Genomic DNA, 25,743 nt, shown 5'->3' on the forward strand with positions numbered 1-25,743 from the left:
GCTATTGTGCGGTCGGCTTCAGGAGAGTCTGACCCGGTGTTTTGTGCTCTGCCAGATACTGATGCTGGAATATGCACATGCGAATGGCATTCCGATATTGACCATTAATAAAGAACTCATGCATCAATTCACCTTCAACCGTAAAGCCAAGCTTGCGGTAAATGTGAATCGCTTTTTCATTCTCTTTATCGACGATCAGATACAGCTTATAGAGATTAAGAACGGTGAAGCCATAGTCCATTGCTAATTTTGCGGCACGCGTTGCCAGACCTTTCCCCTGATATTCCGGGGAGATAATTATCTGAAATTCTGCGCGGCGATGAACATGGTTAATTTCCACCAGCTCCACCAGACCGGCTTTTTCGCCGTCACATTCCACCACAAAGCGCCGTTCGCTCTGATCGTGAATATGCTTATCGTACAGATCAGAGAGTTCAACAAAGGCTTCGTAGGGTTCCTCAAACCAGTAACGCATCACACTGGCGTTATTGTCGAGTTGATGTACATAGCGTAAATCTTCACGCTCCAGCGGGCGTAGCTTAACACTGTGGGCGCTTGGCATAACGTGTCCTTACATTCCTTAAATCAATAACAGGTTAGGGGGTAATAACGCGGCCAGTTCGACGGTCCAGGCAGCGCAAAGTATTTGGCTCCCAGTAGGCATTGATGTTGGCGCTTTGCTCACATTTATCGCGGTTATCAAAAGCGGCGTCGGCTTTATCCCACTCTTTTTCAGTGCGTTTATTCACTTTCTGGCGCAGATTGCGCGTGTCATTCCATTGCTCTTTTTCCATAGCGGCGTGCTGGCGGCTTTGCGCACTGTCGCCAGACTCAATCACCAGTTTGTTAGTTTCGGCATGAACAGTTGTGCTCAATGCCATTGCGCAAGGCAGCAGAAAAGCGAGCAGGCCAATTCGTTTGCTGAGAGTAATTTTCATAATTCATTCCCTGTATGAATGATTAAAGGTGATTCTACACCATCCACAGCGAACGCAAAACGTACCAGGAGGGTGTTTATATTGATGATATTATGTCGCCCTATAACTATACATGATGTCAATAAGTGACAAAGATGATTAAAACAACGTTACTATTTTTTGCTACTGCGCTGTGTGAAATTATTGGATGCTTTCTGCCCTGGTTGTGGTTAAAACGAAACGCCAGTATCTGGCTGTTGCTTCCGGCGGGGATTTCACTGGCGCTGTTTGTCTGGTTGTTAACGTTGCATCCTGCGGCGAGTGGGCGTGTTTACGCGGCTTATGGTGGCGTTTATGTCTGCACGGCGTTGATGTGGCTGCGCGTTGTGGATGGCGTGAAACTGACTCTTTATGACTGGACGGGGGCGTTGATTGCGCTTTGCGGCATGTTGATCATTGTTGCGGGATGGGGGCGCACGTAGGAACATAAATCCATTTTATCAATAAGATACGAGGAAGTGTCAGCTGACAAAAGGTATTCTATTTCATCTTTTGTCAACCATTCACAGCGCAAATATACGCCTTTTTTTGTGATCACTCCGGCTTTTTTTGATCTTCATTCTTGTATGGTAGTAGCTCAGTTGCGTAGATTTCATGCATCACGACAAGCGATGCAAGGAATCGAACATGAATATCGTAAAGGCTGAAGTTTTTGTTACCTGTCCGGGGCGTAATTTCGTCACATTAAAAATCACCACTGAGGACGGTATTACGGGCCTTGGGGATGCCACCCTCAATGGACGTGAGCTTTCCGTGGCCTCTTATTTGCAGGATCACCTTTGTCCGCAGCTTATTGGTCGCGATGCACACCGTATCGAAGATATCTGGCAGTTTTTCTATAAAGGAGCTTACTGGCGTCGCGGCCCGGTGACGATGTCGGCCATTTCAGCGGTTGATATGGCGCTGTGGGATATTAAAGCCAAAGCTGCCAACATGCCGCTTTACCAGTTACTCGGCGGCGCGTCTCGTGAAGGGGTGATGGTTTATTGCCATACCACCGGTCACAGTATTGATGAAGCTCTGGATGATTATGCCCGTCATCAGGAGCTGGGATTCAAAGCCATCCGCGTGCAGTGCGGAATCCCTGGTATGAAAACCACCTACGGCATGTCGAAAGGTAAAGGTCTGGCTTATGAACCCGCAACCAAAGGACAGTGGCCGGAAGAGCAGCTGTGGTCGACGGAGAAATACCTTGATTTCATGCCGAAATTGTTTGACGCGGTACGTAACAAGTTTGGTTTTAATGAACATTTGCTGCATGACATGCACCATCGCTTAACGCCTATTGAAGCGGCGCGCTTTGGTAAAAGCATTGAAGATTATCGCATGTTCTGGATGGAAGACCCGACGCCTGCGGAAAACCAGGAATGCTTCCGTCTCATTCGCCAACATACCGTCACACCCATCGCGGTGGGTGAAGTCTTCAACAGCATCTGGGACTGCAAGCAACTGATTGAAGAGCAACTTATCGATTATATCCGCACTACGCTGACCCACGCGGGTGGCATTACCGGTATGCGCCGGATTGCCGATTTTGCTTCGCTGTATCAGGTACGTACTGGCTCACACGGTCCTTCCGATTTGTCACCAGTCTGCATGGCTGCGGCGCTGCACTTTGATCTGTGGGTCCCCAATTTCGGTGTCCAGGAATACATGGGTTATTCCGAACAAATGCTCGAAGTCTTCCCGCACAACTGGACTTTCGATAACGGCTATATGCATCCGGGAGACAAACCGGGTCTTGGCATCGAATTCGATGAAAAGCTGGCGGCGAAATATCCCTATGAACCTGCTTATCTGCCAGTCGCACGTCTGGAAGATGGCACGCTGTGGAACTGGTAAGGAGTAAGATAATGAAAAGCATTTTAATTGAAAAACCGAATCAACTGGCAATTATCGAACGTGAAATACCCACCCCGTCAGCGGGTGAAGTACGAGTAAAAGTGAAACTTGCCGGGATTTGTGGTTCAGATAGCCATATTTATCGTGGGCATAATCCTTTTGCGAAATATCCGCGCGTCATTGGACATGAATTCTTTGGCGTCATTGATGCAGTGGGTGAAGGCGTGGAAAGCGCCAGAGTCGGTGAACGCGTTGCTGTCGATCCGGTGGTCAGCTGTGGGCATTGCTATCCGTGCTCTATAGGTAAGCCGAACGTTTGTACGACACTGGCTGTATTAGGTGTGCACGCTGACGGTGGTTTCAGTGAATATGCCGTGGTTCCGGCAAAAAATGCGTGGAAAATTCCTGAAGCAGTGGCCGATCAATATGCGGTGATGATCGAACCTTTTACCATTGCGGCTAACGTAACCGGTCATGGTCAACCGACTGAAAATGATACCGTTCTGGTTTACGGTGCCGGTCCAATCGGCCTGACGATCGTTCAGGTATTAAAAGGCGTCTATAACGTTAAAAATGTGATTGTTGCCGATCGCATTGATGAACGACTGGAAAAAGCGAAAGAGAGCGGGGCTGACTGGGCGATTAATAACAGCCAGACACCGCTTGGCGAGATTTTCGCTGAAAAAGGCATAAAGCCGACATTAATTATCGATGCGGCTTGTCATCCTTCTATCCTGAAAGAGGCCGTAACGCTGGCTTCTCCAGCGGCACGTATTGTATTGATGGGCTTCTCCAGTGAACCGTCTGAAGTGATTCAGCAAGGAATTACCGGAAAAGAACTCTCTATTTTCTCTTCACGCTTAAATGCAAATAAATTCCCGGTCGTTATCGACTGGTTAAGTAAAGGGTTAATTAAACCAGAAAAATTAATTACCCATACGTTTGATTTCCAGCATGTTGCTGATGCCATTAGTTTATTTGAACAGGATCAAAAGCATTGCTGCAAAGTCTTACTCACTTTTTCTGAATAATACCAATAACGGCGAGTAAGTAGTACGCATCTTACCTCTTTTTTAGAGATAACCATTATGACAATAGAAAAACACGAAAGAAGCACTAAGGATTTGGTGAAAGCAGCAGTATCGGGATGGCTGGGCACTGCGCTTGAATTTATGGATTTCAAGAGTCATGCGTGTTAACTATTTGATAAATATTAAATTAATTTTTCATTGCTTCGTTATGGGGCATGGTTGGGGCAAACTCGCTTAACTGTGTATTTAACAAAGCTACCTGTGCATTATTGTTGTCAGACATCCATTTTCCGTATACCTGAAATACCATTTGCGCATCTGCATGGCCCATCTGGTTTGCTATAAATGCCGGGTTAGCACCAGCTGTCAGCGACCAGCAGGCATAAGTATGTCTCGACTGATATGATTTTCGATGGCGGAGTCCGGCACGTTTTATCGCTGCGTCCCACATCTGCCTTATTGAGTCAACGGTAAAATGGTCACCATAATTTTTTACTCTCGCTGACACTTCAGGTTGAAAAACAAAGGTGCATTTTTGTTTTTCTGTTCTGCCATACTCTCTGAGGTGAACATCAATGATATGCTCTTTGCTCAGTCTCGTTAATGTCATCTGACTCCGGAGAGCGTCGATTGCTGGCTTAATAAGATGAATGACCCGATTGGTTCCCGCCTGTGTTTTTGGTACCGTGAAACGGTCTTTTGCTAAATTTCTCCTGATCATCATTGTTCCATTTTTCAGATCTATGTCCTCCCATCCAAGTGCACACAGCTCACCAGGGCGAACGCCAGTATAAACAGAAACACACCATAAATTTTTTGCTTGCTGATTTCTGCACGCATCGATAAGACGGATGAATTCCTCCCGCGAAAGAGGATCCGGAATGGTTCTTGATTCCTTTAATGGCGAGATCCCCTTAAACGGATTATCTGCCAGGTAACCGTTATCAACACCAAACTGGAACACGGCGTTAAGATTTGTCATGTAATTATTTACAGTTACAGCCGATCTCCCTGGTTGTGTAACAATATAGTTACTTTTGGGGATCTGGTATCCAGTCAGTAGCTCTTTACGAACCTCCAGTAATTTTTCTTTATTAATCGATGAGGCAAGATTTTTTTCACCGATTATGCTCAGGATATTTTTGATGACGGCACGGTATGTGTTGAGTGATGTTTTGGCGACTTCAGTTTCTTTCAGTGCCAAAAATTTTTCAGCCAGTTCTTTTATGGTTAAATCTTGTCGGGCCTCACCAAATTTTTCCAGATTGCGTGAGGAGGGAAACTGTTTTGCATAGTCGAAAACACCAGTTTTTATTGCGTAACAAACAGAGGAGCGTAGTTCACCTGCAACGCGCCTGTTTTTTGCTGTGTCAGGAACCCCCAGATTTTCCCTGACTCTTACGCCTTTATAAACAAACCAGATACGTAATTTCCCTCCATGGTTTTCCACGCCTGTCGGATATTTCATTTCAACTTCTCTCATTAGTTAGTGTGGCTTTTAGTCAAGTAAGATGACGTCTTGGTCTTGCTGATGCCTGGCGCTCAATCCAGCGATCAATTTCTTCCAGGTTGTAAAAGCATGGACTGTTATCCCATGGCATACCGTCATGAGCGACATGCTTATATTCCCTTCCTTCCATAAACGATTTTTCCCGGGCCTTTTTTAACGTACCTTTTTTTATTCCTTTCAGCGCAATTAACTGCTCTTCGGATACCCATTTGCCGGGAGAGACAATCATGATTACTTCGCTCATCGATTTCTTTATCTCTTACATCAGACGAGCGCCGGTTGCAGAATACCAGTCACAACCGGCGACAGTTGAACATTAAGAATCAGCCTGACTCGGGATCAGTTTTTGCCAGATAGCTGAAACGTATTTTGCCTGGTAACGGGCGTCATCAAGTGCATTATGGCGCTCACCTTCGAATGGAATAGCCGTTCTGGCATCGAAGTCTATGGCTTTCCCCAGCTCAACGATTGTGCGTACATCGCGATCGTTGTAGTAACGCCACGGGCAGGGGATCCCCTGCCGTTCGTATGAACGGCGCAAAATCGTGTTGTCGAAGTTGGCTCCATTTCCCCAGACATGAACAAAAAATTCACCGGAGTTTTCGTCGATAAATTCCCGCAATTGTAACAGTGCATCATCTAACGGGATTTCATCGGTCATAATGGCAGATTGCGCTTCGCGTGATTGTTTAAGCCACCATTTAATGGTGTCCCGATCAATGACTCCGCCAGCAGTTTCCAGATCGATAGTCTTACTAAATTCCGGTCCCATATCTCCGGTTTGCGGATCGAAAAATATTGCACCTATTGAGATAATCGGGGCATCGGGATTTTTTCCCATGGTTTCAAGGTCGATCATCAGATGAATCCCCGCTCTGCTGGTGGATGTGAGATTATGATGACCGTTTGCCTTAATTAAGGGATCTGACGCCTCGCCAGTTTCACTATCGCTGGCATGATGCTGATTGCCGCCAGTGTTCTCCTTGTGCTGATGCGCAGTGCCTTCCATTTCCTCCGGATCATTTTCCTGAACTTCAGGCTGATTCTCTCCATCGAATATTTCCTGGTATGTTGCGTCACCCATCACCGCACCACAATCAGGGCAGTTGCCGCCACCGCTCTGACCGCAGGCGGTGCAGATCTTTTCCGGTTCCTGTTGCACTACTGGTTCAGGTTGTTTCGTTTCTGGCTCGTTTTGTTGCGTATTTGGGCTGTTTTGTTCCGCTTTCTGGTCGTTCTGTTCCGTTTCTTGCTGGTTCTGGTTCACAGAATCGCGGGTCTGGATCCCCTTAATCCATTTCGGATCATTCGGGTCGCTAATCCCTTCAACAAATTCACCACGTGATACTGCAAGCAGTTCATCGGCGTCAGGCTGGCTGATATTGGCTGCCTGCATAATTTTGTTTACTTCGTCAGCGGTAACTTTTACTGACCCTGGTTGTGCGGTCGTGTCAGATGCACCAGTATTTTGTTGTGAACCTGAGTATGTACCGTTTTTGCGGGCGAAATATTCTTCTTTCGTGATTTCAGTAGCCCCAGCAGACAGCGCCTTATCCAGACCAGAAAGTTTATTTGCGCGACCGTATTTTTCGCCATCCTTGTCGGTGAAGAGGAAGTAGAACGGCCCCTCACGTTCTACAGATGGTTCGACTTCCACTTTGCATTCGGTTTTTTCGTTGTCTGGAATTGCCGTTTCCACTGCATCAGTTTCTGGTACTGGCGACGAGAGAGTATCAGTTGCGCTCTGATTTGTTCCTTCATCTTCAAACACGCCCTTTGTAGTCAGGTATTCAGTAATGTATTTGTTCAGTGCCACAGGGTCTTTGTGAATGTCGATCGGACGTTCACGGACAAGGCCAAAAATAGTCTGGCGGTCGTAGCGAAGGGCATCAGGCTGTTTGCGCATTGATGCCGAGATACGCTTCCAGTCTTCGCGGTCGTTGTCGATAACTTCATTTTTTGCCCAGCGATGGATGCTGCCGTCAATGTTTCCGGCATCCACATCACCAGGCCAGAGAGCGTAGGCCAGTTCGTCATCCAGTGTTTTCCATGTCTGCTTGTATTCGCGATGAATGGCAGCAATGACCGGGTTGATTTTTCCTGTTGAATTTTCAGTGTGCTGTTGATTGGCTCTGGCGCGGGCGAGATCAACAACAGACGTGTATTTTCCGGCTTCCTTGCGTTCACCTTCGCGACGTTTTTTCCAGATGCGCATCTCTGCCTGAATTTCGGGCCATTTGGCACCAGGCTTACATTTATGCTTAACCCACCCGATGGCATGCAGCTTAAGCTCCGGATACATAGCGTTAACTTCTGGCATTTTCATCAACGCTTCAACGATATGGCCGTCGAATGTTGCCATGTCTTCCTGCAACAATTCCTGTGCGCTAATCACCATATCAACAGTGATGTTTTCACATGTGTCGAACTTAACCATGACAGCGTTCTGTACTTCAGGGGCTAGGTTGTCAAAAGTGACGTTCATCGGATCGGATTCAGTCTCGACCGGGACAAAGGAAGCAGACGCCTCATCCCAGCGGTTTTCCTGCATATATTCAGCATCCCAGGAATCGAGGGCAGGGCGGGGTATACCGGGTTTATCCTCGCAAACAAGAAATTTATAAGCGCAGTCCTGAGCAGCCGGATAATGTTCCAGGAATTGCCAGTGAAATTTTGCGCGGGCGCGACGTTCATCACCGGCTTCAATGGCAGTGGCTACAGCGACGGCACCTTCTTCCTTTATTGCCTGTTCGTCCGGAATGGCGGCGCAAATAAAGACTTTACTCATTTTGTTTTACCTCATTACAGATTTAAGGGTGAACAAATCCCTGCCATTGCTGGCATATAAGAATGAAATCGGATGTTTATTACGGAACTGTTTTAAAGACCTGCCGGGATTTCGTTATTATCCTGGTGAATAACTTTATCGACCGGGTAACAGTTACCGGGAATTTTCTGTTCGGTTGCTGCAGTCATACACTCCTGCATTGTCCTGTGAACACTGACTGCAATATCAACTGGCTCTCCGGAAACAAGAAAAACTGTCAGAACAAGCGCAAATGCTGAATTCATTGTGCACATCCTTTTGGCATCAGACGTAAACGAGCCAGCATTGAAACAATGCATATTTTATTTAATAGCTCCCGTTCTTGTTTTCTCTTGTTAATGGCATCTTCAGTAAATACAGGGTTACTGATAGTGACACCAATTTCAAAACAACCTTCAGACGTATTAACGTTTGGTAATAACGTTTTCATTATCGCGTCCTCAACAATGAATTTTGTGATGCAGTGCCTGGTGCCTCCAGGTGACGTTAACCAGTTAACAATTAACGCCGGATACAGAGAATCCACCCATAACACTGTTTTTGGTTTTAACTGTTCCGCGTGCGCTTAGCCGCATTCACCGCATCACAAAATTCACTTTAAAAACGGCGGCAGAGCAGTCACGGAGTAAAACTGATACCGCCAAACGTCACCAGAAAATTGATAACAGAGGGCGTTGCAGCGGGGTTGTCACTTAAGCGTATGGTCAACCTGACAACTCGGTGTCCTCAACGGGGAAGGAATAACCCCGCCATACTTACCGCCGCGCCATTTCGCGGGTTGCCACAACCGGAAGCGCACGGTCGAATTAAATTTAACGACACCGTACAGTGAGACGAACTTCGCCGTGCGCTTTCGTGTTGTGTGCCTGCTTTTAACCACGTCAGGCGAGGTGGTATCCTTAAAATCACCACAGTTTTAAGGATTCATTAAGCAATGTCGCAACCACCAATAAATCCGCTTAAGAACATGAAAATTGATTACTGGTATAAAGCGCTTACAGTTGTTGGCGCTGCGTTGTTTGTCTTTAATGGAACGTCTTTTTTTGACAGATATCCCGTTGTTCCATTGGGTTTTTTGTCCTCCGGCATCTTTTTTATTGGTTTGGGGGAGTGGATTAATCACCCTCTCAAAGTGAGATTTATTGGTCCTGGAGTTTGGACTCGTGGATATAATCGTTCTTCGTGCGCACTCGGTATCATCTTCGACATACTTGGTTGTTTCCTGATTGTTACAGGAGTCGTCAAGTTCTTCTGATGTAAAACCGCAAATGGGGCACGTAACGGGAATTTTGAAAAGCGTTTCTCCGGGTTCCAGAACAAAATTTTCTGCGGTCTGATTTTGCTTCTCATATTTGTGCTCCGCGTCATTGTGAGAGCACATTCTTATTCTGAGTGCCTGTTTAAACTCACTGAAGCTGAGAGCTTCTTCGCCTTCGGCAAGGCCTTCGAAGTATTCTTCGTAAGCCTTTTCCATGATTGTGTCGAAATCCATATCACTCACCTGAGTTTCTTTCCAGCCAGCGACGGGCACCATTTTCGGTTTTAAACGTTTTGCTTTTGGTATACGTCATCGCGGTGAACGTGCCGTCCTGGTTGGGGAACACGCCGTACACCAGAGATTCGTTGTTGCCAAGATCGATAGTATCCATGCTGACCTCATTTCCCCTTAACGCTGGGGTAGCGGAACTGTTTGCTGAGAACACCGTGCGGTGTGTTGATGCAAATAAGATTAGCCATGGCTAACATATAGGTCAAGTGATTTTGTATGTTATGACTAACATGATTGATGTGGTAAAAGATAACTCATTGATGATGTTATCTTTTATTTGTCCGCTGACGGGCTTTTAGTAATTCTTCAAAGAGTTTATTGAAGTTTTTTACTCGAGCTCGCATTTCGGCGAGCTGGGTATCCTGTTCTGATTCTGGCAGTGCATTAAACAGCTCAAGGAGCTCTAGTTCTTTGGGGGATAAGGCAACTGGCTTCTCAACAGGTGGTGTTGGTTGCTTGTCTTCATCGCCAAATAGAATCCATGTTGGTGAGCATTGCAATACTTTGCTGAGGGCAAAAAGGTTCTTCCCTGTAGGTTCACTATCATCCCGTTCCCATTGTGATACAGACACATGGGAGATTTTCAGGGCTTTAGCAAGAGACCTTTGGGTGTGTTTGAGGTTTTTCCGACGATACCTAATGCGTTCGCCGATAGTTAAATTTTTTGTTTCCATAGTTAGCTAATGCTAAATCGTATTGACTATGTTTTTGTTAACATCTATTTTGTTAGTCATAACTAACAATAAAGGTGTTTTAAATGCTTAAAACTGACGCTCTTTTGTATTTCGGTTCAAAAACAAAACTTGCACAAGCAGCAGGTATTCGTTTGGCTTCGCTTTATAGCTGGAAAGGGGATTTAGTTCCCGAAGGTCGCGCGATGCGTCTACAGGAGGCATCTGGCGGGGAGCTTCAGTATGATCCCAAAGTTTATGATGAATATCGTAAGACGAAGCGGGCGGGGCGGTTGAACAATGAAAATCACTCCTGAACAGGCTCGTGAGGCTCTGGATGCCTGGATATGTCGACCAGGAATGACACAGGAGCAGGCGACGATATTAATCACTGAAGCATTCTGGGCTTTGAAAGAGCGCCCGAACATCGATGTTCAGCGTGTCACAGATGAAGGTGGCGCGGTTGATCAGCGAGCGCTTGGCGTTAATCGAGTGAAGATATTCGAACGCTGGAAGGCTATCGACACCAGGGATAAGCGTGAAAAGTTCAGGGCGCTAGTGCCTGCGATTATGGAGGCTATCCGGATTAGTGATTTCAGGTTGTATCGTGAGATCAGTGATGGAAAAAGTATTACGTACATGATCGCCGGGTTAAATAAAGAATATGGCGATGTGGTGGAATCCGGACTGCTTTTTGCAGATCCTGCCGTTGTAGATCGTGAAACTGACGAACTTATAGAAAAAGCAATTGCTTTCAAGCTTGCGTATCGACAGCAATACCAACAAAAAGCTGGATGGAATTATGAGTCTTCTTTTTGCTGAACGCCCACTGGTTATAAACACGCAGCTGGCAATGAAAATTGGCTTAAACGAAGCCATTGTTTTGCAACAACTGCACTACTGGTTGAGAGATACCAACTCCGGCATGGAATGTGATGGTGTTCGCTGGATTTATAACACAACGGAACAATGGCTGGAACAGTTCCCATTCTGGTCAGAGTCAACGTTAAAGCGCGCGTTTGCAAGTCTGAAAACGCTGGGGCTTTTGCGTTGTGAAAAGCTCAATAAATCAAAGCGCGATATGACCAATTTCTACACGATCAACTACGGGAGCGAGCTTTTAGATGGTGGCAAATTGAGCGAATCCATCGGTTTAAAATGCGCCGCTCCATCAGGTCAAAATGACACGATGGAAGAGGTCAAAATGAAACGCTCCATTGGTTCAAAACGACTCAATGTCATCGGGTCAAAATGGCCTGATGATCTTACAGAGAATACAACAGAGATTACTACAGAGAATAAAAAGACTTCTCGTCCGGAAGCTTCGCAACCGGACCCGCAGACGGTTGAACAGGATTTTTTAACCCGACACCCTGACGCGGTTGTGTTCAGTGCGAAAAAACGCCAGTGGGGCAGCCAGGAAGATTTGGCGTGTGCGCAGTGGATCTGGGGGCGAATCGTGAGTCTTTACGAGCAGGCCGCCAGCGATGATGGCGAGATTTCGCGACCGAAAGAACCCAACTGGACCGCATGGGCCAACGACGTGCGCACAATGCGGATGCTGGATGGCAGAACTCACAGACAAATTTGTGAAATGTTTGGTCGGGTGCAGCGGGATCCATTCTGGGTAAAAAATATCATGAGTCCGTCAAAGCTTCGCGAAAAATGGGATGAACTGGTTATCCGCCTGGGGCGTTCGTCTGTACAGCGTTGTGTGAATCATATTTCTGAGCCGGATACCGAAATTCCGCCGGGCTTCAGGGGGTAAGTGTTAATTTCTGGTCATGAGGTAATTTTCAGGAGGGCTTGTGGCAAAAGTTTTTACACAAGAAGAGCGGGAAAAAATTAAAGGGCAGGTTGTTGAACTCGTACGCCGGAGTGGGCGTGAGACGTTACGGCAACTGGAAGTCAAGACAGGTGCGACAAGATATCTGATGAGCGTTCTCGCAAGAGAGCTGGTTGCCAGCGGCGATGTATACAACTCTGGTTACGGGTTATTCCCGTCTGAACAGGCGCGTAAGGACTGGCAAAATGCCCGTAAAAAGCTCTCAAGGGTAAAGCTGAAGGAACCATCTGCGGTTGATCCGGACCTTATCTGGTCATTACCTGACGGAGAAATACGTCGTTACGACAGGCGTCATAATATGATTTGTACTGAGTGTCGTAAAAGCGAAGTTATGCAGCGCATATTGTCGTTTTATCAGGGGGATGTCCGGTATTTATTGAAGTGACGAGATTAAAGTGCATTAGTTCAGATGCAAATTGACATTTTGTGGCACAGGGTAGAGCTAGCGTGGTTGTCCGCTTTGTGCCAAAAGCAGACATTGATAACATTGAGATATGTTAATTTATAGGGAGCAGCTCAAGGCCATTGGAGCTTCCAGTTTTTGCCCCTGAAACCGTTCCCGATGAGTACTTCCACCTGAAGACTGCGCAGTCTTAGTTTTCGTTTCCTTTAGTTTATCCCTTTATGATACCGATAAAAACTTTTTTGTAATTTCTGCTGCCGTTTTCTCCATGCTGGGATATACAGTGCTTTCGGATATATTAAGCTGTGCCAGCTCTTCCAGAATTTTATTTTTGTTCGCTATCTCCACTCTGTTAAGAGGAAACTCAGCATCTGTTTCCGGTAAAATGGGATCAAGTCCGAACAGAAGAAAAGCTCCTGCCTGAGATTGTATGCGTTCATTATTTATTTTTGCCTTAAGGAAAACAACTTTCTTTAAGTCATCAGGGATTATTCTGTTTCTGAAATATGATTTTTCATTCTGTATAAGGTCTGCAAGTTTATCAGTGAGTTCAGGTAACTCCATACTACCTTTTCTGGCATCAATGGAAGACAATTTTTCCAACTCTTCGTAAGATAAAAGTGATAAGTTTGCTATACAGCTCACTGTGTCTGAGTCGAAATATTTAATTTTCTTTCTGTTTGTTGAAAACGCAATCACCTGTCCGTTTTCATCGGGGTTCGAACAGCAAGCAAAATATAATGCTATCAGTGGGTTAGATGTAATGTCTAAGAGTCTTGTAGGCAAGCCATAATGCTGCATGCGGACAAGTTTATCAATCGTAAATTTATCCTCCTTAAATTCATTTGGTCTTGCGCTGAGTATTTCACGTACTAAATCAGATTCTGAAGCAAGATGCCTGTACGTCCCGTTTTGATTTTTTCTGTAAAGAGAGGGGACAAGCTCATATGAGCTTTTAGAGTGTCCACGATAGAAGGTAATGAGACCATCACGAAAGTTTTTCTTAATGAAATTAAGATAATCTATAATATTCTCGACTACTGGGTATGTTTGTTTTTTTAATTTGATTGTACCTTTCAGATGGCTATTTTTTTTGTTTAAACCAAGTAATTCCAGAACAATATTCAAATCCTTATTTTTTACTGCCCAATGTGTACGACTTAACCCGAAAGATCCTAGTCCTAGGGTTTCTTTATATAATGTCGTTTGGGGATTCGTTATTTCTCCAAAATCATGATTAATCTTGAAAGAAAATAAAATATCGCCACCATCTTTACGTAAATTTCTTATTTCCCCAAGCCTGATCCTGATGTACTTGTTTGTATCATATTCATCATCTTTTGTATAAATTTCGGTCATGAACAACACCGGTAGCTTGGCGAGTACTCTTAAGGTATCGGGTCTTATTGGTGTTAATTTTCTGTAAATATTGCTTGGGGTGCCTTCCAGCATGCGGGACATCGAGAAGCTTTCCTTGCCTTCTTTAAGCTCAGGGTCCATACACGGCCAGCGGTCAAAAACGTCCGGTTCTCCGGCCATGATTAAGCTAAACATCGCAATCTCCTAAATTTACTTACTAAAGTCAGTGTATTTTTATCATGTTGCTTCATTGTGTATGAAAGTAACATTGGTTGTCCATGCTCGTATGCCTCTCATAATTCACAAATTTGCGAATATTTTTTATAAAAATTCAAAACTGATAGGGTGACACAATCAAAATTCACAAAGTGAACCTGCTTCTAATGTGGTTACGGTACGATCATGTGGGCAATTTCCATTGCTGAAAACTCCGGGATCAACCATGATGTATGAGCTGTAGTATGAAGTCTCTTGCTATCCGGTTAAGTAAATGTCTGCTTCTCACTCAAAGCGGACTAGAAGGTTAGCTTGCGTCGGACTTGGCGTATTTAAAGAAGTGCTGGTGGTAACTGGTTGTTGTGTTCCATTTCTACAAAACAAAATCACAGAAACTATACCCAATAGTTATATTGAATCAATGATGAGACAGCCTCATATTTATCAGAACTGGTGTACGTCCAATACAGGAGGTTGTCGTGCTGGTTCTCAAATGTGCGCTAGCTATTGCGGCTGTAATGGCAATTTATTGTCTTGCTGTTGTTCTTACGGATCGCCTTTCTGATTGATTTTATATTGGCGAGGTGACGGGAGTTAAGTAGAATTGCTGCGGGTGCTTGAGGCTATCTGCCTCAGGCATGAACACCAACGGCAGATAGAGAAAAGCCCCAGTTAACATTACGCGTCCTGCAAGACGCTTAACATTAATCTGAGGCCAATTTCATGCTAGACATATGTAGGTTAGCCTCTTACGTGCCGAAAGGCAAGGAGAAGCAGGCTATGAAGCAGCAAAAGGCGATGTTAATCGCCCTGATCGTCATCTGTTTAACCGTCATAGTGACGGCACTGGTAACGAGGAAAGACCTCTGCGAGGTACGAATCCGAACCGGCCAGACGGAGGTCGCTGTCTTCACAGCTTACGAACCTGAGGAGTAAGAGACCCGGCGAGGGAGAAATCCCTCGCCACCTCTGATGTGGCAGGCATCCTCAACGCACCCGCACTTAACCCGCTTCGGCGGGTTTTTGTTTTTATTTTCAACGCGTTTGAAGTTCTGGACGGTGCCGGAATAGAATCAAAAATACTTAAGTAGCGCGCAGGGATAAGAGGGATGGTCCCTTAAAGGGGAGAGCTAATTATCCGGAAGGATTCTGATGATGAACATCGAAGAACTGCGTAAAATTTTTTGTGAAGATGGCCTCTATGCTGTGTGCGTTGAAAATGGAAATCTTGTTAGTCATTACCGCATTATGTGTTTGCGAAAGAATGGGGCTGCGTTAATTAATTTTGTGGATGGTCGAGTGACAGACGGATTTATCTTGCGCGAAGGTGAGTTTGTCACTTCATTACAGGCACTGAAAGAGATCGGAATAAAAGCAGGCTTTTCAGCTTTTGCAGAAGAATAAACTCATCTACAATCTTGCGCGGGGCTGAACTCCCGCTGAGTAACACCGTGCCACCGGAGAAAACCGATGGCACGCAACGTAAAATATTACAATTCTGATAATTCGCCCGTTCTTGCCTGCACGCACGGGCGGTATTCTCACGCATTCAAGTCTGAATGGTTCCAGCACCCTCCATGCACTGCAGAACAGGCCGAATGGCTGATTCATTCTTACCGCAGGCGCGGGTTCGAGGTTAAGAAAGCTCTCAGTCTCGACTATCGGCACTGGATAATCTCTGTCAGGCTGCCTTATTCCGAACGCCCACCACGTGCGTCCCGCACTTTCCAGCAACGGATCTGGAGGTAACGTGCGGGTATTACTTAGACCTGTTCTGGTGCCTGAGCTTGGGCTGGTGGTCCTTAAGCCGGGCCGTGAATCCATACAGATATTTCATAATCCTCGAGTGCTGGTGGAACCGGAACCAAAAAGCATGCGTAATCTGCTATCCGGAGTCGTTCCTGCCGTTCGCCAGCCGCTGGCGGAAGACAAAACATTGCTACCGTTTTTTAGTAACGAACGGGTGATTCGTGCTGCTGGCGGCGTTGGCGCATTGTCTGACTGGCTATTACGTCATGTTACATCCTGCCAGTGGCCTAATGGCGATTACCATCACACTGAAACAGTCATTCACCGTTATGGTACCGGCGCAATGGTGTTGTGCTGGCACTGCGACAACCAACTGCGTGACCAGACATCGGAATCACTGGAGCTGCTTGCTCAACAAAATCTGACAGCATGGGTGATTGACGTCATCCGTCACGCAATAAGCGGTACGCAGGAGCGGGAATTATCTTTGGCTGAATTATCCTGGTGGGCGGTCTGCAATCAGGTGGTGGATGCACTACCTGAGGCTGTATCGCGTCGTTCGCTGGGATTACCAGCGGAAAAAATCTGCTCGGTGTACCGCGAAAGCGACATCGTACCGGGAGAGCAGACCGCCACCAGCATATTGAAACAACGCACAAAAAATCTTGCACCGTTGCCTTACGCCCACCAGCAACAAAACCCATCACAGGAAAAGACGGTGGTAAGCATCAACGTTGATCCAGAGTCTCCGGAATCTTTCATGAAGCTGCCTAAACGTCGCCGCTGGGTTAAGGAGAAATACACTCGTTGGGTTAAGACACAGCCGTGTGCTTGCTGCGGTATGCCAGCCGACGATCCGCATCATCTGATTGGTCACGGGCAGGGCGGAATGGGAACAAAAGCACATGATCTCTTTGTGTTGCCTTTGTGCAGAAAGCATCACAACGAGCTGCATACGGATACAGTGGCATTTGAAGAGAAGTATGGCTCCCAACTGGAGCTGATATTTCGTTTTATCGATCGCGCGCTGGCAATTGGCGTACTGGCGTAAGTGGAGAACGAGCATGAACCTTGAAGCCTTACCAAAATATTACTCCCCAAAATCTCCAAAATTGAGCGATGACGCTCCAGCGACAGGCACCGGTTGTTTAACAATTACGGATGTAATGGCAGCGCAGGGGATGGTGCAGTCGAAAGCACCACTTGGGTTGGCCTTATTTCTGGCAAAAGTTGGTGTTCAGGACGCTCAGTTTGCGATTGAAGGCCTGCTAAATTACGCGATGGCACTGGATAACCCGACATTGAACAAATTGAGTGAAGAAATCCGGTTACAGATTATTCCTTACCTCGTGAATTTTGCCTTTGCTGATTACTCCAGGTCTGCGGCAAGTAAGGCTCGCTGTGAGCATTGTTCAGGTACGGGATTTTATAATGTATTGCGCGAAGTGGTGAAACACTACAGACGCGGGGAATCTGTAATCAAGGAAGAATGGGTGAAGGAACTATGTCAGCATTGCCATGGTAAGGGCGAAGTCAGCACAGCGTGCAGAGGGTGTAAGGGTAAAGGGATTGTTCTGGATGAAAAAAGAACCCGGTTTCATGGCGTACCGGTATATAAGATTTGTGGGCGTTGTAATGGAAACCGGTTTAGTCGTTTACCGACCACGCTGGCACGACGTCATGTCCAGAAGCTGGTACCAGACCTGACCGATTATCAGTGGTATAAGGGGTATGCGGACGTCATTGGTAAACTGGTAACAAAGTGCTGGCAGGAAGAAGCATACGCGGAAGCGCAATTGAGGAAGGTGACGAGATAAATGATTTTTGCTGAAGATGGCGACATGATGTTTGCATTTTTCAAAAAATATGGATAAAATTTTTTCAATGATGGGCTTTGTATACCCGACGTTAAGAAAAAGTAGAAAACCCGCTGATGAGCGGGTTTTGTGCTTTAAATGGGGCAATGGTAATGTTGAATCTCATCCCGGGACTCATGTCTGTTAACTTATTATTTAGCTGGTGACTTGGTTATTTGCCTGATGTTTAAAATGTTTTCTTCCAGTACAATGTCCCTAAACACAATGAGTCTGCTTATTATATTATTAGCAGAGCTATTACGGCCAAAGTACAGCATAAGCTTTTAAAGCCAATCAACCAGTCATCAAGACAGACGGGGTTATTCATAAAAACTCTCCATGTGTGATCCGATGGGGCCTGAAATTAAAGCTTTAATATAGCTCATGAAAGGTAAACATTGGCAGCTGAAGGGCCACGCAGACCATTTATCCGGCAAAATTCCACGCGTAATCCGGTGGTAATTTCTTCTGCATCGCGGAGATTGAGCGCTGAAACATGAAGCTGGACATCGATACGACCATCGGATGGGGTGATAAGACCCTTGCCGCTTTTGCCGTCAAAGGTTTTGACAATTCCTGTCATTTTACGGGACAAAAAAATTCCTTAATACTGATAACTTGGCGCACTATACACACGTTCCTGAAGAAAGCTATAGTTTTTTGATGGGGTTGAAGATGGCTGGATGTCTAAAATAAACATTGCTTCATATGTTCAACTATGCGTTAATGATTGCGTCGGTTTGAAGAACAGACGATATACGAAGTAGTTTACTAAAGCAGTTCTCATTTCAGGTGTTATTCACTTATTCCTTCTTTGAGTCTCTCCAATTAAGTACGAAGTCGTTTCTGTTATGCAAACCATTTATGCCGAAAGGCTCAAGTTAAGGAATGTAGAATGTCAAATAAAATGACTGGTTTAGTAAAATGGTTTAACGCTGATAAAGGTTTCGGCTTTATTTCTCCTGTTGATGGTAGTAAAGATGTGTTTGTGCATTTTTCTGCGATTCAGAATGATAATTATCGAACCTTATTTGAAGGTCAAAAGGTTACCTTCTCTATAGAGAGTGGTGCTAAAGGTCCTGCAGCAGCAAATGTCATCATTACTGATTAAAATTCATCGCTCGTCTGTATACGATAACGAAGAAGGCTGATGCCTGAGTAGAGATACGGACAGAGTAGTGAATATTGGATTTCTTTAATAAAATTTAAGGAGGTCCAATACATGAAACAATGGCCAGCATATTTGGCAAAATCTTAATCAGGAAAAGTATGCTAACCATTGTGGTGAAGTGCAGGTTTGCTGCATGAATAGTTTTACAGCAGAAGCTAACTGCTGGCATGGCAAAACAAAGTGCGTAAGTGGATGACTCCCACAAAAAGCACCACAATCTCAAACCCGCTCAGGCGGGTTTTTTATTATCTGCTTTAAATATATTATTAAAATATAAAAAATACTTGTTACTAATAAAATCAATCAGGCTACAGCTTTAAGATTTGTCTGGAATACTTTGTTGCAATGAGGGCAGATCAAAAGGGCACCTTTTTGTACTCTTGAAAAACTGTGTTCTGACTCTTGGGTGCAGTTTGGGCAGGAACATTTAACGAGATAATTACGGCGTGATTTTGAGTCTTTACGTTCTGACATAGGCTTTTCCTGTATAAATGGCCGTATACAGTACACTAAATATGAAAACATTTCTCGTATTATTATTTTATATATGACTTTCTTTCAAAATAATTACTCACATTTTTAATGTGTATGTTTCTTTAGCGCCGTTGAGAACAGCGTGTGCTGTCAAAACTACCCCGTAGACTCCGATCTTTTCAAACATATTGCACCATCCGTGTACATCGGGGTGAGGATATGAAATCAATGGATAAGTTAACAACAGGTGTTGCCTATGGCACATCGGCGGGTAATGCTGGTTTCTGGGCATTGCAGTTACTCGATAAAGTAACTCCGTCACAGTGGGCTGCAATCGGTGTGCTGGGTAGCCTGGTTTTTGGCCTGCTGACGTATCTGACAAATCTTTATTTCAAGATTAAAGAAGACAGGCGTAAGGCTGCGAGAGGAGAGTAATCCAATGACTCAAGACTATGAACTGGTTGTGAAAGGAGTCCGTAATTTTGAGAATAAAGTTACGGTAACTGTAGCCTTACAGGACAAAGAACGCTTTGACGGTGAAATTTTTGGCCTGGATGTCGCCATGGACCGTGTTGAAGGAGCTGCGCTGGAGTTTTATGAGGCAGCAGCCAGAATGAGCGTCCGGCAAGTCTTCCTGGAAGTAGCAGAAAAATTGTCAGAAAAAGTTGAGTCTTATCTGCAGCATCAGTACTCCTTTAAGATTGAAAATCCTGCCAATAAGCACGAGCGTCCTCATCATAAATATCTATGAACACAAAAATCAGATACGGCCTGTCGGCTGCCGTTCTGGCGCTGATTGGTGCTGGCGCATCTGCTCCTCAGATACTTGACCAGTTTCTGGACGAAAAAGAAGGTAACCACACAATAGCATACCGCGATGGTTCTGGCATATGGACCATCTGTCGGGGTGCCACAGTGGTGGATGGAAAAAACGTTTTTCCCAATATGAAACTGTCGAAGGAAAAATGCGACCAGGTCAACGCCATTGAGCGTGATAAGGCGCTGGCATGGGTGGAGCGCAATATAAAAGTTCCACTGACCGAGCCACAGAAAGCCGGTATCGCGTCATTCTGTCCCTATAACATTGGCCCTGGTAAGTGTTTTCCGTCGACGTTTTATAAGCGGCTTAATGCCGGTGATCGTAAAGGCGCATGCGAGGCGATTCGCTGGTGGATAAAGGACGGTGGACGTGATTGCCGCATTCGTTCAAATAATTGTTACGGTCAGGTTATTCGTCGTGACCAGGAGAGTGCATTAACCTGCTGGGGGATAGAACAGTGAATCAGATATTCACGGTGATTTTGCTCGTGTTGGTAGGATTTGTCGTAGGTAATGTCTGGAGCGACAGAGGATGGCAAAAAAAATGGGCGGAGCGTGATGCTGCCGAATTATCTCAAGAGGTAAATGTCCAATTTGCTGCTCGAATAATTGAACAGGGGCGAAGTATATCCCGTGATGAGGCTGTTAAAGATGCACAACAGAAAGCCGCTGAAATTTCTGCCAGGGCTGCTGATCTGTCTGATAGTGTTAACCAGCTGCGTGCCGAAGCAACAAAATATGCCATACGCCTTGACGCAGCGCAGCATACCGCAAATCTTGCCGCTGCCGTCAGAGGCAAAACAACCAAAGCCGCCGAAGGAATGCTCACCAACATGCTCGGAGATATTGCAGCAGAAGCTCAGCTTTATGCTGAAATTGCTGACAAACGCTACATCGCAGGAGTGACTTGTCAACGGATTTATGAATCTTTAAGAGATAAAAAATATCAGATGTAGATTAATATTAAATCGGATTATTTTTAGCGCTGAATGTGAAATTTAAATAAAAAGGACTCTTCCATGAGTCAAAATCCTTGAAATCTTAAGGGTAAGATAAAAGGTCATTAGACAGAATGACACGTTTTATTAATAAATAAAGCTATTGTTTCATTCGTGTGTTTTTCTTTACAAAAGTAATCCTTGCTATGGTTGGTTAATCATGCGTTAATGGTGTTCTGGTTTGTTACAAAATTATCTGAAGCAGTCATTGTTATAATTTTATTATTTGTACCTCTTGAGATTTCCTTGTTGGTTTTTCTCTCTGATATTTTTTTTCGGACCATTCTGCCCAAGGGCTAACTTCTTCAAAAGGTAATAATGATGTCTAACAAAATGACTGGTTTAGTGAAATGGTTTAACCCTGAAAAAGGTTTTGGTTTCATCACGCCGAAAGATGGTAGCAAAGATGTGTTTGTGCATTTCTCAGCTATTCAGAGCAACGATTTCAAAACGTTAACTGAGAATCAGGAAGTCGAATTTGGTATTGAGAACGGACCTAAAGGCCCTGCAGCTGTTCATGTAGTGGCACTTTGAGGTAGAAAATATTACAAACCATATTCACTTTAGATGCCCGTGTTGCCATGGTTCTCAGTATAGAACATCATCTTTTGATGTTTCTGACAGAAATCCTTTCGGGGCAAAATGTATCTTTTGTAAATCAATGATGATTACATTTGATAATATTTCACAATACTTAAATGTTAGCCATCTGTCGTTAGATTTAAGAAAGTGAAAATGAAGGCTCCTTCGGGAGCTTTTTTGCTTAGTGTCTAGTCGATGGATACTCACATATTACGGTAACATTATGAAAAAAATAATAGTTTTTTTTAACTCTGAACCAGCAATGGTAGTGCCAGTGATGACCGGAGTTAACACCATCATGCGTGAATATCCAAATGGCGAAACAACACACCTCACTGTAATGGCTGCAGGGTTTCCATCTCTGACCGGAGATCATAAAGTCATTTATGTAGCAGCGGATCGACATGTAACTTCAGAAGAAATTCTGGAAGCAGCAATGAGACTCTTGAATTGATTTGATTCTAATGCATTGATAATAAATGATAATCATCTTTATCTGTTTGTGTGAAATTTAGACCGTCGTATGTTGATTATTGCGATGTTTCATCTTATCTTTTATACGTTTGCTCCATATAATTGACACTACTGTGTACCAGGACAGTCATAACAGACTAAAAGAGGAAATGATGAACATTGAAGAGTTAAAAACAAAAACAGAAGCAGATATTTCTGAATATATAACAAAAAAAATCATTGAGCTTAAGAAAAAGACCGGGAAAGAAGTTACCAGTATCCAGTTTACTGCACGGGAAAAAATGACTGGTCTTGAAAGCTATGATATCAAGATTGATTTAATCTAGCATGTTTATAGTATTAGCATCAATTTCTCATCAGATGCTATTCAACAATACAAATTACCCATAAACCTCGTTTTTACGGGGTTTTGTTATATTTAAACATTACCGAATAGATATAAATCTCGATTGTCGATGGTATTGGTTGTGTGACAATACCTAGTCTTTCCGGTATGCCTGAAGAGAATACAAACGACAGATTATGTAAGGGAAACGCGCTGAAACTTTCACTCTTTCATGCTGAGTGATTTGACGTTATATTTTTAGCCGCAAGTGAAGAGCAAACGAATGGAGCGACAAAATGCATAAAGATCAATACACTGATGCCCCCTCCCAGGAGCAGGTTCGTGTAAAAACTATGCTTAATAGCACCATTTCGATGGGTTACCCGGATGTTGTAATTGCATGTATAGAACATCAAGTATCTCTGGAAGCATTCAGGGCAATTGAGGCCGCGTTAGTAAAGCACGATAAGAATACGAAGGATTATTCCCTGGTGGTTGACTGATCACCATAACTGCTAACCATTCTGACCATTTCACAAGTGACAGAGTCAATATCGTATTCTGTCACTGTAAGGCTAATACAGTACTGCAATTCAACTACAGCAATGCCTCGTATTTAGGTGAATTTACAATATCGTCCAGTTCGGATGCCGGCTGCATTTCTGAAGATAAGGCATTTCGGTTCGCGTATTTTCCCCTCATGCTCGTCAGTCCTGCGCGTAGTAAGAAACAGGACACTCACACTAATTTGTGTGGGCATGCTGTGATGTCCTTCTGAATTATCCCCATGCCATTATGTAACGCTCTGTTTCAGATGCTCGTCACGGTTGTCAGGCTGTCGGGTCCTCCCAGTGGGGGTCCCTGCCACGGGGCGGGAGCGTCGCGGAAAAAGGCTAGTTTTTGCATTTCCATGGCGGCGGCAGCATGTTTGGTAATTTATTGATAATTAAAAGTTATTTCCCTTTTCACCTGTACAATATTTTTTTCTTCCTGTCATTAGACCAGTTTGCAATTAATTGAAATATATAAATAAACCTGATTTTCACCTGCCAGATGGAGTTGCTTATGTCAAATGTGAGCGGGATCGGTGATGCTTATTACTGGAGTGTTTTTAAAATCGCCGAGGCCTTTGGGCTTCACCGGGACACAGTAAAAAAACGGCTCCTCGCGGCCAACACTCCTGTGGCTGCGACTGTCAGGGGGAACCCCGTTTACGCCCTGCAGCATGTCGGGCCCGCCCTGTTTAGTGTGAAGCATGAGGCAGCAGACTCTGTTCATGATCCATCCCGTATGGAGCCGAAAGAGAGAAAGGACTGGTACCAGTCTGAAAATGAAAGGATCAAGCTGGAAAAGGAGCAGCGAAAACTCATCCCAGTTGATGAAGTAGTCATCGTCTATTCGTCCATGAGAAAGGCTGTCGTCCAGGTTCTGGAGACAATTCCGGATGTTCTTGAACGCGATTGCGCTCTGACTCCTCAGGCCGTCGGCGTTGTACAGCAGGCCATTGATGACCTGCGATACACTCTTCAGGAAAAATCCTACGAGGCTTGTGCTGCTGAATTAATTCCTGATGAGGAAGGAGAGAGTCTCTAGGAGGAATAATGGGTTTTTCATCAGCCCGAAATTTGGGAAGGGACATATCGGCAGGATTTTCCCCACCACGTCGCATGCCGATTTCGGAGGCTGTTAAAAAATTCATGCGTGTTCCCAAGGGGGCTGGTAACTCGGTGCCATGGGATCCTGAACTGACACCCTACATCATTGAGCCCATGAACTGCCTGGCATCGCGTGAATACGATGCGGTGATTTTTGTTGGTCCTGCGCGAACAGGGAAGACCATTGGTCTGATCGATGGATGGATTGTCTATACCATCGTTTGCGATCCTTCGGACATGCTCGTTGTGCAGATGACCGAAGATAAGGCCCGCGAGCATTCTAAAAAGCGCCTCGACAGAACGTTCAGAAGCAGTGCGGCGGTAAAGAAAAGAATGAGTCCACGTCGTAACGACAATAATGTCCATGATAAGACGTTCAGGGATGGCTCGTTCCTTAAAATTGGTTGGCCCTCGGTCAACATTATGTCGTCGTCGGATTACCGGTTTGTCGCCTTAACCGATTACGACCGTTTTCCGGAGAATATCGACAGCGAGGGTGATGGTTTCTCCCTGGCCTCAAAACGTACCACCACATTTATGTCCGCCGGGATGACTCTGGTGGAGAGCTCGCCGGGACGTGACATCTGCGACAGCAAATGGCGACGTAAGTCGCCTCATGAAGCGCCACCGACGACTGGTATTCTTTCCCTTTACAATCGTGGTGACCGCCGCCGCTGGTACTGGCCATGTCCGCACTGCGGTGAATATTTTCAGCCAGCTATGGATGCCATGACCGGCTACCGTAATGAACCGGATCCCTTTAAAGCCAGTGAGGCGGCGTATCTACTTTGCCCGCACTGCAGCGGCATTATCACTGCGGAGAAAAAGCGTGAGCTCAATAGTGCAGGAGTCTGGTTGCGTGAAGGTCAGGTCATTGATCGTAACGGCAACGTTTCCGGTGAACCGCGCCGCTCCCGTATCGCCAGTTTCTGGATGGAAGGGCCAGCTGCTGCGTATCAGACCTGGGCGCAACTGGTTTACAAATTACTGACTGCAGAACAGGAGTATGAAGCGACAGGAAGCGAAGAAACACTCAGGGCGGTTATCAACACCGACTGGGGATTGCCTTATCTTCCTCGTGCCAGCATGGAGCAACGAAAAAGTGAACTGCTTGAGCAGCGGGCAGAGCCAGTTCCTTCCTGCAGTGTGCCGGATGGCGTTAATTTCCTTGTGGCGACAGTGGATGTGCAGGCGGGACGTCATCGACGTTTTGTGGTTCAGGTAACTGGCTATGGCAGTCGTGGCGAACGCTGGATTATTGATCGTTACAATATCACGCAGTCATTGCGCAGTGACTACGACGGGGAGAGCCAGCGAATTGATCCGGCCAGCTATCCGGAAGACTGGGATGTCCTGCTGACGGATGTTTTTCATAAAAGCTGGCCGCTGGCCTCCGATCCTTCTCAACA

37 protein-coding genes and 2 pseudogenes are annotated in these 25,743 nt (G+C 45.2%); 25 read left to right on the plus strand and 14 right to left on the minus strand.

The window, feature by feature from the left end; translation table 11 throughout:
• Window position 1: 1 nt before the first annotated feature.
• Window positions 2–562, minus strand: coding sequence for a spermidine N1-acetyltransferase (gene speG / locus ACJHX3_RS02145; RefSeq protein ID WP_001138584.1), 561 nt, complete (start codon window positions 560–562; stop codon window positions 2–4).
• A 34-nt stretch (window positions 563–596) separates the two neighbouring features.
• Window positions 597–938 carry a DUF1283 family protein gene (locus tag ACJHX3_RS02150; protein ID WP_000705205.1) on the minus strand — a complete coding sequence of 114 codons (342 nt, stop codon included), beginning with the start codon at window positions 936–938 and terminating at the stop codon, window positions 597–599.
• 134 nt (window positions 939–1,072) lie between these two features.
• Between ACJHX3_RS02150 and ACJHX3_RS02155 the strand changes: the two genes are divergently transcribed.
• From ACJHX3_RS02155 to ACJHX3_RS02165, 3 genes are all read left to right on the plus strand, one after another.
• Entirely contained in the window at window positions 1,073–1,399 is a 327-nt protein-coding gene (locus ACJHX3_RS02155; protein ID WP_000598292.1) for a YnfA family protein, read from the plus strand.
• A 205-nt stretch (window positions 1,400–1,604) separates the two neighbouring features.
• Window positions 1,605–2,819, plus strand: coding sequence for a starvation-sensing protein RspA (rspA, locus tag ACJHX3_RS02160; RefSeq protein ID WP_001469153.1), 1,215 nt, complete (start codon window positions 1,605–1,607; stop codon window positions 2,817–2,819).
• 11 nt (window positions 2,820–2,830) lie between these two features.
• On the plus strand, window positions 2,831–3,850 hold the full coding sequence (locus ACJHX3_RS02165; protein WP_000836037.1) for a Zn-dependent oxidoreductase: 1,020 nt from the start codon (window positions 2,831–2,833) through the stop codon (window positions 3,848–3,850).
• Window positions 3,851–4,037: 187 nt separating this feature from the next.
• Here ACJHX3_RS02165 and ACJHX3_RS02170 read toward each other — a convergent pair whose 3' ends face one another.
• From ACJHX3_RS02170 to dicA, 8 genes and pseudogenes are all read right to left on the minus strand, one after another.
• A complete protein-coding gene (locus tag ACJHX3_RS02170) occupies window positions 4,038–5,318 on the minus strand; it encodes a tyrosine-type recombinase/integrase (RefSeq protein ID WP_001774504.1) in 1,281 nt (426 codons plus the stop codon).
• Window positions 5,319–5,352: 34 nt separating this feature from the next.
• Complete coding sequence (locus ACJHX3_RS02175; RefSeq protein WP_000005552.1) at window positions 5,353–5,604, minus strand: excisionase family protein; 252 nt, start codon at window positions 5,602–5,604, stop codon at window positions 5,353–5,355.
• A gap of 72 nt (window positions 5,605–5,676) precedes the next feature.
• A complete protein-coding gene (locus tag ACJHX3_RS02180) occupies window positions 5,677–8,148 on the minus strand; it encodes an exonuclease (protein ID WP_001774503.1) in 2,472 nt (823 codons plus the stop codon).
• Window positions 8,149–8,240: 92 nt separating this feature from the next.
• Window positions 8,241–8,432: a lysis protein YdfD gene (gene ydfD / locus ACJHX3_RS02185; protein ID WP_001296931.1), complete on the minus strand. Its 192-nt coding sequence runs from the start codon at window positions 8,430–8,432 to the stop codon at window positions 8,241–8,243.
• A complete protein-coding gene (dicB, locus tag ACJHX3_RS02190) occupies window positions 8,429–8,617 on the minus strand; it encodes a cell division inhibition protein DicB (RefSeq protein WP_000854559.1) in 189 nt (62 codons plus the stop codon). Before dicB ends, ydfD begins: the two co-directional genes overlap by 4 nt.
• A 960-nt stretch (window positions 8,618–9,577) precedes the next feature.
• Window positions 9,578–9,679 (minus strand): annotated as a pseudogene (gene ydfB, locus ACJHX3_RS02195) (protein YdfB); the annotation flags it as partial.
• A 1-nt stretch (window position 9,680) separates the two neighbouring features.
• Entirely contained in the window at window positions 9,681–9,836 is a 156-nt protein-coding gene (locus tag ACJHX3_RS02200) for a DUF1391 family protein (protein ID WP_000379575.1), read from the minus strand.
• A gap of 166 nt (window positions 9,837–10,002) precedes the next feature.
• The gene (dicA, locus tag ACJHX3_RS02205) at window positions 10,003–10,410 is read right to left on the minus strand and encodes a DNA-binding transcriptional dual regulator DicA (RefSeq protein WP_000448563.1); all 408 of its coding nucleotides are present in this window, start codon (window positions 10,408–10,410) and stop codon (window positions 10,003–10,005) included.
• A gap of 83 nt (window positions 10,411–10,493) precedes the next feature.
• On the opposite strand from dicA, the gene dicC reads away from it, so the two are divergent.
• The 4 genes from dicC to ACJHX3_RS02225 are packed head-to-tail and all read left to right on the plus strand — an operon-like array spanning window position 10,494 to window position 12,638.
• Window positions 10,494–10,724, plus strand: coding sequence for a dicB transcriptional regulator DicC (gene dicC / locus ACJHX3_RS02210; protein ID WP_000920568.1), 231 nt, complete (start codon window positions 10,494–10,496; stop codon window positions 10,722–10,724).
• A complete protein-coding gene (locus tag ACJHX3_RS02215) occupies window positions 10,708–11,229 on the plus strand; it encodes a toxin YdaT family protein (RefSeq protein ID WP_000705346.1) in 522 nt (173 codons plus the stop codon). The genes dicC and ACJHX3_RS02215 overlap by 17 nt, the downstream gene beginning before the upstream one ends.
• Window positions 11,210–12,175, plus strand: a complete 966-nt coding sequence (locus ACJHX3_RS02220) for a hypothetical protein (RefSeq protein ID WP_000054501.1) — start codon at window positions 11,210–11,212, stop codon at window positions 12,173–12,175. Before ACJHX3_RS02215 ends, ACJHX3_RS02220 begins: the two co-directional genes overlap by 20 nt.
• 40 nt (window positions 12,176–12,215) lie before the next feature.
• Entirely contained in the window at window positions 12,216–12,638 is a 423-nt protein-coding gene (locus tag ACJHX3_RS02225; RefSeq protein WP_001774502.1) for a DUF977 family protein, read from the plus strand.
• A gap of 237 nt (window positions 12,639–12,875) precedes the next feature.
• On the opposite strand, the gene ACJHX3_RS02230 is transcribed toward ACJHX3_RS02225, so the two are convergent.
• Window positions 12,876–14,210, minus strand: coding sequence for an FRG domain-containing protein (locus ACJHX3_RS02230; RefSeq protein WP_001774471.1), 1,335 nt, complete (start codon window positions 14,208–14,210; stop codon window positions 12,876–12,878).
• Window positions 14,211–15,011: 801 nt separating this feature from the next.
• Between ACJHX3_RS02230 and hokD the strand changes: the two genes are divergently transcribed.
• The 5 genes from hokD (at window position 15,012) to ACJHX3_RS02255 (ending at window position 17,797) form a co-directional block, all read left to right on the plus strand.
• Complete coding sequence (hokD, locus tag ACJHX3_RS02235) at window positions 15,012–15,167, plus strand: type I toxin-antitoxin system toxin HokD (protein WP_000813254.1); 156 nt, start codon at window positions 15,012–15,014, stop codon at window positions 15,165–15,167.
• Window positions 15,168–15,383: 216 nt separating this feature from the next.
• Window positions 15,384–15,635 (plus strand): protein Rem, encoded by a 252-nt coding sequence (gene rem, locus ACJHX3_RS02240; protein ID WP_000980999.1) that lies wholly within the window; start codon window positions 15,384–15,386, stop codon window positions 15,633–15,635.
• Window positions 15,636–15,701: 66 nt separating this feature from the next.
• A complete protein-coding gene (locus tag ACJHX3_RS02245) occupies window positions 15,702–15,980 on the plus strand; it encodes a hypothetical protein (RefSeq protein WP_001309521.1) in 279 nt (92 codons plus the stop codon).
• A gap of 1 nt (window position 15,981) precedes the next feature.
• Window positions 15,982–17,031 (plus strand): DUF968 domain-containing protein, encoded by a 1,050-nt coding sequence (locus ACJHX3_RS02250; RefSeq protein WP_094321957.1) that lies wholly within the window; start codon window positions 15,982–15,984, stop codon window positions 17,029–17,031.
• Between the two features lie 13 nt (window positions 17,032–17,044).
• The gene (locus ACJHX3_RS02255; protein ID WP_001047131.1) at window positions 17,045–17,797 is read left to right on the plus strand and encodes an antitermination protein; all 753 of its coding nucleotides are present in this window, start codon (window positions 17,045–17,047) and stop codon (window positions 17,795–17,797) included.
• Between the two features lie 277 nt (window positions 17,798–18,074).
• On the opposite strand, the gene ACJHX3_RS02260 is transcribed toward ACJHX3_RS02255, so the two are convergent.
• Both ACJHX3_RS02260 and cspF read right to left on the minus strand, forming a co-directional pair.
• Window positions 18,075–18,164 (minus strand): hypothetical protein, encoded by a 90-nt coding sequence (locus ACJHX3_RS02260; protein ID WP_120795389.1) that lies wholly within the window; start codon window positions 18,162–18,164, stop codon window positions 18,075–18,077.
• A gap of 54 nt (window positions 18,165–18,218) precedes the next feature.
• Window positions 18,219–18,431 carry a cold shock-like protein CspF gene (cspF, locus tag ACJHX3_RS02265; RefSeq protein ID WP_000087756.1) on the minus strand — a complete coding sequence of 71 codons (213 nt, stop codon included), beginning with the start codon at window positions 18,429–18,431 and terminating at the stop codon, window positions 18,219–18,221.
• A gap of 300 nt (window positions 18,432–18,731) precedes the next feature.
• Between cspF and cspB the strand changes: the two genes are divergently transcribed.
• Complete coding sequence (cspB, locus tag ACJHX3_RS02270; protein WP_000066484.1) at window positions 18,732–18,947, plus strand: cold shock-like protein CspB; 216 nt, start codon at window positions 18,732–18,734, stop codon at window positions 18,945–18,947.
• A gap of 363 nt (window positions 18,948–19,310) precedes the next feature.
• Here cspB and ynfU read toward each other — a convergent pair whose 3' ends face one another.
• Window positions 19,311–19,481 (minus strand): putative zinc-binding protein YnfU, encoded by a 171-nt coding sequence (gene ynfU, locus ACJHX3_RS02275; RefSeq protein ID WP_001405948.1) that lies wholly within the window; start codon window positions 19,479–19,481, stop codon window positions 19,311–19,313.
• A gap of 219 nt (window positions 19,482–19,700) precedes the next feature.
• Between ynfU and essD the strand changes: the two genes are divergently transcribed.
• The 12 genes and pseudogenes from essD to ACJHX3_RS02335 all read left to right on the plus strand — a co-directional run.
• Window positions 19,701–19,916 (plus strand): phage lysis protein EssD, encoded by a 216-nt coding sequence (essD, locus tag ACJHX3_RS02280; RefSeq protein WP_000839590.1) that lies wholly within the window; start codon window positions 19,701–19,703, stop codon window positions 19,914–19,916.
• Window positions 19,917–19,920: 4 nt separating this feature from the next.
• A complete protein-coding gene (locus tag ACJHX3_RS02285; RefSeq protein ID WP_000189918.1) occupies window positions 19,921–20,232 on the plus strand; it encodes a DUF1327 domain-containing protein in 312 nt (103 codons plus the stop codon).
• Entirely contained in the window at window positions 20,229–20,762 is a 534-nt protein-coding gene (locus ACJHX3_RS02290; protein WP_089568278.1) for a lysozyme, read from the plus strand. Before ACJHX3_RS02285 ends, ACJHX3_RS02290 begins: the two co-directional genes overlap by 4 nt.
• Entirely contained in the window at window positions 20,759–21,256 is a 498-nt protein-coding gene (locus tag ACJHX3_RS02295; protein ID WP_001071776.1) for a DUF2514 domain-containing protein, read from the plus strand. Before ACJHX3_RS02290 ends, ACJHX3_RS02295 begins: the two co-directional genes overlap by 4 nt.
• Before the next feature lie 363 nt (window positions 21,257–21,619).
• Window positions 21,620–21,832 (plus strand): cold shock protein CspI, encoded by a 213-nt coding sequence (cspI, locus tag ACJHX3_RS02300; RefSeq protein ID WP_000066495.1) that lies wholly within the window; start codon window positions 21,620–21,622, stop codon window positions 21,830–21,832.
• A gap of 10 nt (window positions 21,833–21,842) precedes the next feature.
• A complete protein-coding gene (locus tag ACJHX3_RS02305) occupies window positions 21,843–22,031 on the plus strand; it encodes a cold-shock protein (protein WP_071526745.1) in 189 nt (62 codons plus the stop codon).
• Window positions 22,032–22,033: 2 nt separating this feature from the next.
• Window positions 22,034–22,072: pseudogene (locus ACJHX3_RS02310) on the plus strand (hypothetical protein).
• 31 nt (window positions 22,073–22,103) lie between these two features.
• Window positions 22,104–22,334, plus strand: a complete 231-nt coding sequence (ynfN, locus tag ACJHX3_RS02315; protein ID WP_000720960.1) for a protein YnfN — start codon at window positions 22,104–22,106, stop codon at window positions 22,332–22,334.
• Between the two features lie 172 nt (window positions 22,335–22,506).
• Window positions 22,507–22,680, plus strand: coding sequence for a GnsA/GnsB family addiction module toxin (locus ACJHX3_RS02320; protein ID WP_001019207.1), 174 nt, complete (start codon window positions 22,507–22,509; stop codon window positions 22,678–22,680).
• A gap of 295 nt (window positions 22,681–22,975) precedes the next feature.
• On the plus strand, window positions 22,976–23,182 hold the full coding sequence (locus tag ACJHX3_RS02325) for a hypothetical protein (protein WP_000548593.1): 207 nt from the start codon (window positions 22,976–22,978) through the stop codon (window positions 23,180–23,182).
• Between the two features lie 562 nt (window positions 23,183–23,744).
• Window positions 23,745–24,272, plus strand: a complete 528-nt coding sequence (locus ACJHX3_RS02330) for a DUF1441 family protein (protein WP_001389340.1) — start codon at window positions 23,745–23,747, stop codon at window positions 24,270–24,272.
• Window positions 24,273–24,280: 8 nt separating this feature from the next.
• Window positions 24,281–25,743: phage terminase large subunit family protein (locus tag ACJHX3_RS02335; RefSeq protein ID WP_410236113.1), on the plus strand; the 1,463-nt coding region annotated here is incomplete at its 3' end.

Source organism: Escherichia sp. WS1265, assembly GCF_046487585.1.
Classification (GTDB): domain Bacteria; phylum Pseudomonadota; class Gammaproteobacteria; order Enterobacterales; family Enterobacteriaceae; genus Escherichia; species Escherichia coli.